We start from the raw sequence: 12,138 nt of genomic DNA on the forward strand, positions 1-12,138 counted from the left end.
AGGATTCTTAAATGAAGCAATTTTAAATTATATTGCTTTACTTGGTTGGTCTCCTAAAGAAGAAAAAGAAATCTTTAGTTTAGAAGAATTAGTAGAAGCCTTTGATGTTAAACGTATTTCTAAATCAGGAGCTATTTTTGATATTAATAAGTTAAAATGGATTAATAGCCAATATATCAAAAAATTAGACACGCCAGCTCTAACAAAATTATGTTTACCATTCTTACAAGATGCATATGATTTATCTGATAAAAGTGAAGCATGGATTGAAAAATTAGTTGAAGTTCATAAAGATCATATTTCATGCGGTGAAGAAATCGTTGAACAAGTGAAATTATTCTTTGAAGATGAAATGCATCCAGATCAAGAAGCTTTAGATTTTATGAAAGATGAATCTATTCCTCATACTTTAGAAGTCTTTAAATCAAAGATTGAAGCATTATCTGAAGAAGATTTTAAACAAGATCAAATCTTTGCATGCATTAAAGCAACTCAAAAAGAAGCAAAAGCAAGAGGAAAGATGCTTTATATGCCTTTACGTATTGCTACAACAGGAATTATGCATGGTCCTGATTTAGCTGCATCAATGGAATTATTAGGAAAAACAAAGGTTTTAGAAAGATTATCTAAATAAAAACGAAAGAAGAATGTTTAATTTTTTAAACATTCTTTTTTGATATTGCTTTTTTGCTTTATTAGGAATAAACTATGTCATAAAAGTACCATACTTTTAGAAGATAATAATAAAAATAAATGATATAATATAAATAAGGAGGTGTTAATCATGAAGAAAAAAGTCATTTTAGCTATTTTTAGTTTTTTTGTGGCTATTTGTACATTAGATGTTATCATTGCCCTTCGATTAACACCGATTACTTTAAAAAGAGAAATCTTTGTTTATGAATTTGGAAATGAAATTTCTACAGATGTAGCAACTTATATCAATGCTAATGACACTGTTTTAAAACAAGCAAAATTAAACTTCTCAAATGTTAAAAATGAAATTGGTATTTATCCAGCTTCTGTAGAATATGCAGGTTCAAAATATGATTTTTATATTAAAATAGAAGATACAACAAAACCAATTGTTAAATTAAAACAAATTGTTTTTAATGTTAATCCTGGTGAAACAATTCAAGCTTATGATTTGTTAGAATCCGTTCAGGATCAATCAAAAATTAAAGCTTATTTCTTGTTAGATAATGGTAAAAAAGAAACACAACAAACATTTAACGAAAATGGATCTTATGTTATGAATATTTTAGTTGTCGATGCTGCAGGGAACCAGGCAGCTAAATTAAGAGTTAAAATTGTGGTTGGACACCATGGTAATTATCCTACTTTACTTGGAATTACAGATATTGAAATTAAAAAAGGAGAAAAATTTGATACAATGGCTGGAGTGAGTGCCAGTGATGGAAATGGAAATGATATCACAAGTCGGATCCAAATTCTAAAAAATAATGTAAAGTATGATAAAGAAGGGGTATATGAAGTGATTTATTCTGTAAAGAATGATAATGGCAATACTTTACAAAGAACAAGGAAAGTAGAAGTGATTAAAAATGAAAGTGAGAAGAAATCATGACAATAACACTAATGATAATTGTAATTTGTATTGCTGTGTATGCAATGGTACAAATTAAAAAAAGAGAAGCAGATACACTTGATTTAGCTATTAAATATGGCGCATTATATATACCAAGAGTCGAAATCAAACATGAATATTGGCGCTTTTTAACATCTAATTTTATCCATGTAGAATTCGTTCATTTATTTATGAATTGTTATGCGCTTTATTATTTAGGTTCATTTTTTGAATCATTGCTTAGACCTTTACCTTATATTTATTTAATTTTAATGGCATGTTTAGGCTCTAGTTTAGTGACTTATGGTTATACTTTGTATACGCATAAAAATGAAAATACGGTCACACTAGGTGCAAGTGGGATTTTTTATGGTTTATTAGGGGCAATGATTGTTTTAGGTTTAGTTTACCAAGGACCATTTTTAATTATATTAAAAAATAATTTACTTGTGATTGCGGTGAATGTGGCTTATACCTTATTAGATCATCAAGTATCGAAAACCGGACATTTAGGTGGTTTACTTGGTGGTATTTTGGCTATGATTATTTTAATTGGAGCTGGAGTATGCGGGTATTAATTGATGGTGATGCCTGCCCTAATAAAAAAGAAATTAAACAGTTGTGTCAACAATATGGTTTTGAAATGATTGTTTTCATTGATTATGCTCATCAAATAAGTGATGACTATCAATGTGTTATTTGTGATATAGGCAAAGACAGTGTTGACCAGGCTATTGTAGAAAATGTTTTACCTGGTGATTTGGTCATTAGTCAGGATTATGGACTAGCAAGTTTGGTTTTACTAAAAGATGCCAAGGTATTACATCCAACAGGAAAGATGATTAATGAAGATAATATTTCTAACTTGTTGATGTCACGTTATTTAGGACATCAAGAAAGAAAAAGAAGTCATCATATTAAAGGTCCTAAAAAACGGACACAAAAAGATCAAGATATTTTTTTAAGACAGGTAGAAAAATTATTAATACATGAGTTATTTAAAGAAGATGCATAGCATCTTCTTTTTGACAAATTAAAGGAATATTGTTATTATATAAATAGGAATGATTACTATTTATATAAGGAGGAAGAACAATGTCATTAAAAGGAACAAAAACAGCACAAAATTTAATGCATGCATTTGCAGGAGAAAGCCAAGCTCGTAATCGCTATACATATTATGCATCTATCGCTAAAAAAGAAGGCTTTGTTCAAATTCAAAATATTTTCTTAGAAACAGCTAATCAAGAAAAGGAACACGCTAAAAGATTAATGAAAATCATGAATAAAGAATTAGCTGGAGAAACAATTTATACGGATGGTCAGTTTCCGGTATTAATGTCTACAACTGCTGAAAACTTAAAAGCTGCAGCTCAAGGAGAAAATGAAGAATATACATCAATGTATCCGGGGTTTGCGAAAACAGCAAGAGAAGAAGGCTTTGAGGATATTGCTGTTATTTTGGAAAATATTGCAGTAGCAGAAAAATTTCATGAAGCTCGTTATTTAAAATTATTAGAAACTTTAAATAATCAAACAACATTTAAAAGAGAAACATCCGTATTATGGAAATGTAATAACTGTGGATTTATTTATGAAGGATTAGAAGCACCTGAAAGATGTCCGGCTTGTGATCATCCTCAAGCTCATTTTGAAGTATGTACATTCTTTTTAGATAAATAATATTTTAAATTAAAAAGACATCACATCATGACCAATAAAAATCATGATAGATGTCTTTTTTAATTATTCATTTTTAATGTTTCTATTTTCCAGAATCTCCATAGTTTTTTAAGACACGAGCACTTGGATCATCTACATCACAGTTTTCCCAACTTTTATTTGGCATCCAGAAATCTTTGATCCATTTAGCACCACCTGGATAAAATGATTCAAAGATATCTCGATACATCAATGATTCTTTGGTGAATGGAGTACAATAAGGATACTTTTCTTTGGCTGAAAGAACATCTTGGTCACTATATTGGCTATCAGCAAGATCTTTTAAGTAATCAACCATAGAATGACCAACAGCATCACTAAAAGCGGCTTTTTCTCTAAATAAAATATCTTGAGGTAAATAATCAGTTCCTTCAAAAGCATGTCTTAATAAATATTTTCCTTTATTATAAACATTCATTTTTTTAGCAGGATCAATACTCATTGAATACTCAACAAAATCACGATCAGCAAAAGGCACACGTCCTTCTAAAGCATGAGCAGAAATACAACGATCGGCTCTTAAAACATCATACATATAAAGTTCATGAATACGTTTGGCAGCTTCTTCTTGAAAAGCTTGAGCGTTAGGTGCATAGTCAGTATATTTATAGCCAAATAATTCATCAGATACTTCTCCGGTCATAATGACTTTAATATCAGTGTTTTCATGAATGTATTTACATAATATGTACATTGCCATACTGGCACGGATGGTTGTTATATCAAAGGTTTCTAAATGAAAGATAACTTCTTTTAAGTGTTGATATAAATCATCTTTAGTCATAATGACTTCGGTATGTTCTGTTCCTAAGTAATCTGCGACTTCTTTTGCATATTTTAAATCAATAGGATCACTGTCCATACCAATCGCAAAAGTACGAATAGGCTGGTCTGATAATCTTTGTCCAATAGCACATACTAATGATGAATCTAAACCACCACTTAGTAAATAACCAATAGGGGCATCAGACATAAATCTTTTTTCTACTGCTTTTTCTAATTTATCTTTTAATTGATGACCAATTGTTTCAATATCATCATTGAAGATGGCTTTTACAAAGCTTAAATCATTATAGTTAATAAATTGTCCATCAAGATAATAATGACCTGGTGGAAAAGGCATAACATCATCGCAAATATCAAATAATGCTTTTGCTTCTGAAGCAAAACAGATTTGATGTTGTTTTTTACTATAACCATAAAACATAGGTCTAATTCCCATCGGATCACGTGCTGCCATGATTTTCTTTGTTTGTTTATCATATAAAACCATCGCAAATTCAGCATCTAAATATTTACATAATATTTCTATTCCATACTCTTTATATAATGGAATTAAAACTTCACAGTCACTCCCTGATTTAAAAGTATATTTTGTTTCTAATTTCTTTTTTAATTCAGGATAGTTATATATTTCTCCGTTACACACTAAAATACAATCTTGATTGTAAAATGGTTGATTTCCTTTAGCTGATAAATCCATAATAGATAAACGATTAAATCCCCAAGTAATACGTTCATCAATAGAAATATGTTGATGATCAGGTCCCCTATAATTAGCTTGATCTAAAGCCTTTTTAAAAGTATCTAATTCAAATTCATCACTACCTACAACTAAAAAGCCGCACATTTTTGTTTCCCCCTTAAATAAAAAACTCGCATAATATAAATTAAGCGAGTATCGAACATAAAAACATGTATATATTACATGGTACGGAAAATACTTCAAAGAGTACTCGATACCCGCTAGTGATAACGTGACTAGTCACGTTCTAGCCTACTCGCTTATGCTTTCGGTAGACAGCTCAGAGGTGTTCTTCGTCTATTTAACCACTATCAGGCTTTCACCATATCCTGACTCGCTAAAGCTTTATAAATAGCTTACTCTCCTCGTCTTTGCTTTTCATTACTTTTAGTAATTGAGTACAGTATAGTATAAAAGAATTAAAAAATCAATAAAAATTATTTAATATAATAAAAAAATATAATTTATGTGATAAAAATAATTCAAGAAATAATGATGATACAAAATAAATATAACAATGAACCCTATAACACCAAAATATAAGTTATAATATTATTGTCAAAGAAAATACATATTGACAACCTACAGTGGTTTTCATAAACTTTAAGCAGATATAAGGGGGCAAATATGAAATATAAATTAATAGCGTTAGATTTAGATGGAACACTTACAAATACCCAAAAAGAAATTACACCATTAACTAAAAATAAATTGATTGAACTTGCTAAAAAAGGTGTAAAGATTGTCTTAGCTTCAGGTAGACCTACAGCTGGTATTTACTACGAAGCAGATTTACTAAATTTAAAAGAATTAGAAGGATATATCCTTTCATTTAATGGAGCACGAATTATTGATTATAAAACAGGTGAAGTGATGTATGAAAATATTTATGGACCAGATGTTGTAAAAAAAGTATATGATCGTGCTAAACAATATCATTTATCAGTATTAACATATCAGGATCGAAATGTGATCACTGAAGATGAAAGTGACAAGTATATTCAAGAAGAACATAGAATCAATAAGATGGATATTAAGCATGTTGATGATTTTAAAGGTTATGTTGATTTTAATGTGAACAAACTTTTATTAACAGGTGATCCAGAATATGTAGGAAGTATTATTGATGAATTTAAAGAGCCATTTGGTGATACTTTAAGTATTTATCGAAGTGCACCTTATTTTATTGAAGTTATGGGTCCTGGGATTGATAAAGCGCAAAGTTTAGATGCTTTAGCTAAAAAATTAAATATAAAACAAGAAGAAGTCATTGCTTTTGGTGATGGTTATAATGATTTAAGCATGATTGAATATGCAGGATTAGGTGTCGCTATGGCTAATGCTGTAGATGGAGTTAAAGAAAGAGCTAACTATGTGACACTATCTAATGATGAAGATGGTATCTATGATTGCTTAAAGAAATTAGAAGAAAAGGGAGAAATTTAATGTTACCAAATGATATTCACATGCTTGTCAGTATATTAAATATGAAGTTAAGAGATGATGATATGTCATTAGAAAATCTGTTAGATATTAATGATTTAAACGAACATGATTTCTTTGAACGTTTAGAAAAGAATGATTATTATTATGATGAACAAATTAATCAAATAAAACAAAAATAAGGGTTTAACCCTTATTTTTGTTTGTGCTATAATAGAAACAATCAAGGAGGATATGATTATGTTAAAATTAGAAGACTTTCAAGCAGCTAAAAAGAGGGTTGATGAAGTCATTATGGAAACAAAATTAATACATAGTGAAGCGTTTAGTGATGAATGTGGTAACGATGTTTATATTAAACCTGAAAACTTACAAAAAACAGGAGCATTCAAAATTAGAGGTGCTTATAATAAAATTGTTAAATTAGATGATGAAGCTAAAAAAAGAGGGCTTATTGCTTCTTCGGCAGGGAACCATGCTCAAGGGGTTGCTTATGCAGCTAAAAAATTAGGTGTAAAAGCAACAATTTGTATGCCTGCTCATACACCATTAATTAAAGTAGAAGCAACAAAAGCACATGGTGCGGATGTTGTTTTATATGGTGATGTTTATGATGAAGCTTATGCTAAAGCATGTGAGTTACAAGAAAAAGAAGGATATACATTTGTTCATCCTTTTGATGATGAAGATGTTATGGAAGGACAAGGAACAATTGCTTTAGAAATTTTAGATGAATTACCAGATGCAGATGCGATTTTAGTACCAATCGGTGGTGGTGGATTGATTTCTGGTATTGCTTGTGCAGCAAAAGCAATTAATCCTAACGTTAAAATTATAGGGGTTGAACCAGAAGGAGCAGCCAGTGCTTTAGCAACTATTCAAGAAGATCAAATTACTTTATTAAAAGAAGTGAATACTATTGCTGATGGTACAGCAGTAAAACAAATCGGTGCTAAAACATTTGAATATATTAAGAAATATGTTGATGAAATTGTATTAGTAGATGATTATGAATTAATGGAAGCATTCTTGTTATTAGTTGAAAAACATAAATTAGTAGCAGAAGGTTCTGGTATTTTATCTTTAGCTGGATTAAAGAAATTAAAATTCAAAGGGAAGAAAGTTGTTTCGCTTATCTCTGGTGGAAATATTGATGTGATGACTATTTCATCAATGATTAATAAAGGTTTAATTTCTAGAGGACGTATCTTTACATTCTCTGTACAATTACCTGATATGCCAGGACAATTAGAAAAAGTATCTCATATATTAAATCAATGTAACGCTAATGTTGTTGGGGTAGAACATAACCAGTTTAAAAACTTTGCTCGTTTTTCAGAAGTTGAATTACGTGTAACGTGTGAAACTAATGGTGAAAGTCATATCAAAACAATTACTGATGCATTTGATAAAGAAGGATATACAATTACACGAATCAATTAAATAGAGTATGAGCCAGTCATGTGACTGGCTTTTTTGTAGAAACTGAAAATGAAAAAACTATTGTATATTTTGTTTCCTATGTATTAGAATATATAACATTTTTAAATAGGAGTTGTGAAAATGAGCGTTATTGAAAAATACTTAAACACAAAGCAAAAAAAAATCACGGCAGGTATCGTAGTAGGAGTAGTAGCAGTAGGAGTTATTGCTGGTACTGTCTATGCAACTAGAGATACATCACCTGCATTAGAATTAACCAAAGAAAATATTAAAGTGGAATATGGTCAAACATATAAGCCATCATTTAAAGATTTAGTCAAAACTAAAGGACTAGATAAGGATGATGTAAAATACTTGAAAAAGAATGTAAAAATAACTGATAGTTTAAAAAATGAAAAAGAAGATATAACTGACGAAGCTGGAAATGTTCTATCAAAAAGAGATAAAGGTTATCCTTCTGTTGGAAAATACAAGGTAACAGTTAAATACAAAGATGAAACTAAAACAGTAAAAGTCAACGTAAAAGATACAACAGCACCAGAACTAACTGTTCCAGATAATACAGAAATCGTTAAAGGTACTGATCTAGCAACTTTTGATTTTAAATCATTAATGAGTGCAACTGATTTAGCTAAGCTCAATGATATTCAAATTGACTATAGTGGTGTCGATGCAAATAATGCTGGTGAATATACAGCAAAGGCATCGGTAGAAGATGTCAATAAAAATAAAACTGAAAAGGAATTTAAGGTAACAGTAAAAGAACCATCAAATGATGCCAATACTGAAACAACGACTGAAGTACAAACTGATGCAAACGGAAATAAGAAAACTGTTGTTGTGACAAGAAAGAAAACAAATACACAAACAAATAACAATACAACTTCTTCATCAGGTGGAAGTACAGGAGGAAACACATCAAAACCATCAACAGGAGGCAATACAAGTACACCGACAACTCCATCACAACCATCAAAAGTATTAAAAACAAAATATTGGTATAAATGTAATATGTGTGGAAATATTGCATATTCTACTGTGTCGTTAGATGATGCTAAGAATAAATTATATTCAATGAATTGTAATGATGCTAATGAAGAGAGTGGTCATAGACATCCTCGAAGAAGTTATGGATCATCTGATTATTGGGAATAAAATTAAACAGACAAGGACAATCTACGGATTGTCTTTTTTATACTTGAGAAAGGACTAACTTAAAATGAAAAACTATATACTTAAATGGGTGTTTCACCCATAGGCAATCGAAAGATTGTCTTTTTTATATTCAGGGTCATCAATCGAGTTTTGATATAAAGCCTATTTCAAATTAAATATGATGTTTACATCATAAAAACATATATGTTTTTATCTAAACTACATTTTCAAATAAGAAGAGGGCGCACTTTTTATTTGAAAAAAGGATTAAATTAAAAAAAGAAGGAGACATTTATGAAGGTTAAAAAAATAATCAATCGAATTACAAAAGTCTTTGTGATTGTGGGTATGATTCTATCTCTATGCATGACAGGAAGTACAACTGTAAAGGCATTAGATACAAGTGTACCAAAAGATTTTACGGCTGGTAAACAGATCAACTATCCGTGGTGGTGGTCAAAAAAGATAGGAAGCAATAAAGCGTGGTCTACTAATTTTATGCACTACAATGGAAAAGTGGCTTACTGTTTAGAAGCAAGTAAAGATACACCGGCAGATCAAAAATATCCTGCTCAGGTTATTGATAATAACGAAGCCGTAAGAAAATTACTTTATTACGGTTTTGGTGGACCAGGTTATAACAGTAACGTAAAGAAAATGTATCAGGATACATTGACAGCCTGTGTTCCAGATGATTTTTCTGAAGCAAAAGGAAACTGGGATGACGGAGCCTATCTTTTCACACATATTTGGTTATCATATGCCTACAGTGGAGATTTAATGGGTTTGAATCTTGATGCATTTAATAAAAAATGGCCAAACGGAGATGGTACGGGATATGGTGATAATTTATTATGGGGTTATCGCTGGATCATGTCGCAACCTGATATTGGCTATGCTACATGGAATCCAGTTGAAGCAGATGGTGTTACGGCAAAATTGACAGCAGCTTTTGATCCTATTAATAAGAACCAAAAAACAAACACTGTTAAATTGGAAGGAACGAATGCTCAAGCTAATATTACATTACAAGACAATGTTACATTGCATAATGTAACGACAGGTGCTACACAAACAGGTGGTACTTATGTATTGAATGCAGGACAAAGTTTTTATTTGACTGCACCATGTAAAAACAGTCCAAGCGATTATGAATCTGGAAATGTTGCGGGTGCAGGATGTGAAAGATTTACTGCACTTGCAATTCATTCTGGGAATAGTTTTCAGTCAATTGGATCATGGGAAAAAGACCCAGATGAAGCTGAATTGTATTATTCTGTTGACTGGCTTGATTTTGGGGCATTAAGACTATCAAAAGTTGATAATACATCCAACTTCCAAAAGAACTCAAAATTTAGATTAGTATCAACATCATATAATGGCTATGATGAAACTTTTGAAGTAACTAAGGATGCTGATGGTGACTATGAATTATTAGTTAATTATCTGCCAGTAGGAACATATTCATTGACTGAAGTTGACTGCGAAGATTATTTCGCTCCAACTGTTGCACAATGGCAAGTTACTATTGTTAAAGATAAAACAACTAAAAAGATTGTTGTTAATACATTAAGACCTACAGGAACATTAGATGTACAAAAAACACTAGAAGCAGCAAATGAAGATGCTACTGATTTGGCTGATTATGACATTACTAAAACTAAATATCAGGTTATTGCGGCTGATAATATCATTGATACAGTTTCATTAAAACAACTGTATGCAAAAGGTGATGTCGTTACTCTAAACAGTGGTAAATGTATCATTGATACTGCTGATGGTAATACAATGACTTATTCTCAAGGTGTTCAAGTTTCTAAAGGAAAAATGGATGCCAAGGGGAATATTTCGGTTGATGAAAATGGTCAATTAGAATTAACAGGTTTACCTTTAGGAAAATATCAGGTAATTGAAACTGAATGTCCAAAAGGATATGTATTAGATCAAACACCTTATGATTTTACAATTACTCAAAAAGACTATACAACAACTGTTTATACAGTTAGTCATAATCAAAATAATAAGATTACTAAAACAAAATTCAGCAAGACAGATATCACTGGTGAACAAGAAATAGTTGGAGCAAAAATGTCAGTAACTGATGAAGATGGTCATGTTATTGATGAATGGATTTCTGATGGAAATGAGCATGAAATAGATGGTTTAGATGCAGGAAAAATATATTATCTAAATGAGAATGAAAGTCCAACAGGATACATCGAAGCATCATCAATAGAATTTAAAGTCAATGAAGATGGTGAAATTCAAAGAATCAGTATGGTTGATGCCAAGGTAGAAATGATAAAGAGCGATGAAAAAGGGAATCTTTTAAAAGGCGCTGAAATGACAGTTACTTCTAATAAGACTAAAAACATTGTTGATAAATGGGTTTCGGGTCAACATATTTTTGATGTAACCGATGAAATGAAATCTCAATTATTAAGAAATGAAAAAACTGAAGGGATGTATGTTGATGATGAAGATTCAACTGTTACTTACAGTATTTTAAAAAATAAAGATCGTGATGATTACAGATTGGTATTTGTAAAGGATGGTGAAACAACTTATACAAATATTGATATTAATGGTGATGAAACAACACATATGATTCGAGGTCTTGTTGCCGGTGAGAAATATGTATTGAGAGAAACTAAAACACCTAAAGGATATGCAACTTTTAAAGAAAAAACATTTACTGCAAAAGCAAATGAAAATGTGGCATTAAACATGACTGACGAAGATACTAAAATCGAAATCAGTAAACAAGACATTACAAACAATAAGGAACTTGAAGGGGCATCATTAAAAGTAAGTGATCAAGATGGAAAAGTCATTGATGAATGGATAAGTGATAAAACACCTCATACGATTAAAAATTTAGAGGTTGGAAAGACTTATACATTACACGAGACAGTAGCGCCACAAGGTTATAAATTAGCACAAGATATTCACTTCACTATTCAAGATACCGGTGAAATACAAAAAGTGGTCATGTATGATGAATTGATGCCAGCAGTGAAAACAGGAGATACAAGTGAAGAAAATTATTATTTAATATTAACTGTTTTATCTTTGTGTGTAGGAGGACTCTTTTATTATCGTGAAAAAAGACGTTTATAAAAAAAGAGACTATGTATTTTTAAAAATGATAGTTTGGGTTGGGTTTTGTTTTTTTATAACGGGGTAAGATGAGCTTTTTTAAGCTCATCTCAGACTGTTGACAAATTGACTATCGACAGTCTTTTTAAAATTTGTTAGAATA

The 12,138-nt window shown here is 30.7% G+C and carries 11 protein-coding genes; 10 read left to right on the forward strand and 1 reads right to left on the reverse strand.

Features of this window, described 5'->3' with window-relative positions; all coding sequences use genetic code 11:
* The 5 genes from DW911_RS11125 to rbr all read left to right on the forward strand — a co-directional run.
* The coding region (locus DW911_RS11125; protein ID WP_233543018.1) for a glutamate--tRNA ligase family protein at positions 1 to 634 on the forward strand (634 nt) is incomplete at its 5' end.
* Positions 635 to 784: 150 nt separating this feature from the next.
* A complete protein-coding gene (locus DW911_RS05505; protein WP_118607554.1) occupies positions 785 to 1,588 on the forward strand; it encodes an immunoglobulin-like domain-containing protein in 804 nt (267 codons plus the stop codon).
* Positions 1,585 to 2,166, forward strand: coding sequence for a rhomboid family intramembrane serine protease (locus DW911_RS05510; protein ID WP_118432502.1), 582 nt, complete (start codon positions 1,585 to 1,587; stop codon positions 2,164 to 2,166). Before DW911_RS05505 ends, DW911_RS05510 begins: the two co-directional genes overlap by 4 nt.
* A complete protein-coding gene (locus tag DW911_RS05515) occupies positions 2,154 to 2,603 on the forward strand; it encodes a YaiI/YqxD family protein (RefSeq protein WP_118432500.1) in 450 nt (149 codons plus the stop codon). The genes DW911_RS05510 and DW911_RS05515 overlap by 13 nt, the downstream gene beginning before the upstream one ends.
* 80 nt (positions 2,604 to 2,683) lie before the next feature.
* The gene (gene rbr, locus DW911_RS05520) at positions 2,684 to 3,271 is read left to right on the forward strand and encodes a rubrerythrin (RefSeq protein WP_118607555.1); all 588 of its coding nucleotides are present in this window, start codon (positions 2,684 to 2,686) and stop codon (positions 3,269 to 3,271) included.
* 82 nt (positions 3,272 to 3,353) lie between these two features.
* Here the strand turns inward: rbr and asnB are convergent, their stop codons facing one another.
* Positions 3,354 to 4,940 carry an asparagine synthase B gene (gene asnB, locus DW911_RS05525; RefSeq protein WP_118432496.1) on the reverse strand — a complete coding sequence of 529 codons (1,587 nt, stop codon included), beginning with the start codon at positions 4,938 to 4,940 and terminating at the stop codon, positions 3,354 to 3,356.
* Positions 4,941 to 5,462: 522 nt separating this feature from the next.
* On the opposite strand from asnB, the gene DW911_RS05530 reads away from it, so the two are divergent.
* The 5 genes from DW911_RS05530 (at position 5,463) to DW911_RS05550 (ending at position 11,996) form a co-directional block, all read left to right on the forward strand.
* On the forward strand, positions 5,463 to 6,281 hold the full coding sequence (locus DW911_RS05530) for a Cof-type HAD-IIB family hydrolase (protein ID WP_118607556.1): 819 nt from the start codon (positions 5,463 to 5,465) through the stop codon (positions 6,279 to 6,281).
* Positions 6,281 to 6,460: a DUF4250 domain-containing protein gene (locus tag DW911_RS05535; protein ID WP_118432492.1), complete on the forward strand. Its 180-nt coding sequence runs from the start codon at positions 6,281 to 6,283 to the stop codon at positions 6,458 to 6,460. The genes DW911_RS05530 and DW911_RS05535 overlap by 1 nt, the downstream gene beginning before the upstream one ends.
* Positions 6,461 to 6,518: 58 nt before the next feature.
* A complete protein-coding gene (gene ilvA, locus DW911_RS05540) occupies positions 6,519 to 7,721 on the forward strand; it encodes a threonine ammonia-lyase (protein WP_118607557.1) in 1,203 nt (400 codons plus the stop codon).
* 120 nt (positions 7,722 to 7,841) lie between these two features.
* Positions 7,842 to 8,876, forward strand: coding sequence for a hypothetical protein (locus DW911_RS05545; protein WP_118607558.1), 1,035 nt, complete (start codon positions 7,842 to 7,844; stop codon positions 8,874 to 8,876).
* 294 nt (positions 8,877 to 9,170) lie between these two features.
* Positions 9,171 to 11,996: a SpaA isopeptide-forming pilin-related protein gene (locus DW911_RS05550; protein ID WP_118607559.1), complete on the forward strand. Its 2,826-nt coding sequence runs from the start codon at positions 9,171 to 9,173 to the stop codon at positions 11,994 to 11,996.
* Positions 11,997 to 12,138 lie beyond the last annotated feature (142 nt).

The sequence above is a fragment of the Erysipelatoclostridium sp. AM42-17 genome, from assembly GCF_003480255.1.
Classification (GTDB): domain Bacteria; phylum Bacillota_I; class Bacilli_A; order Erysipelotrichales; family Coprobacillaceae; genus Faecalibacillus.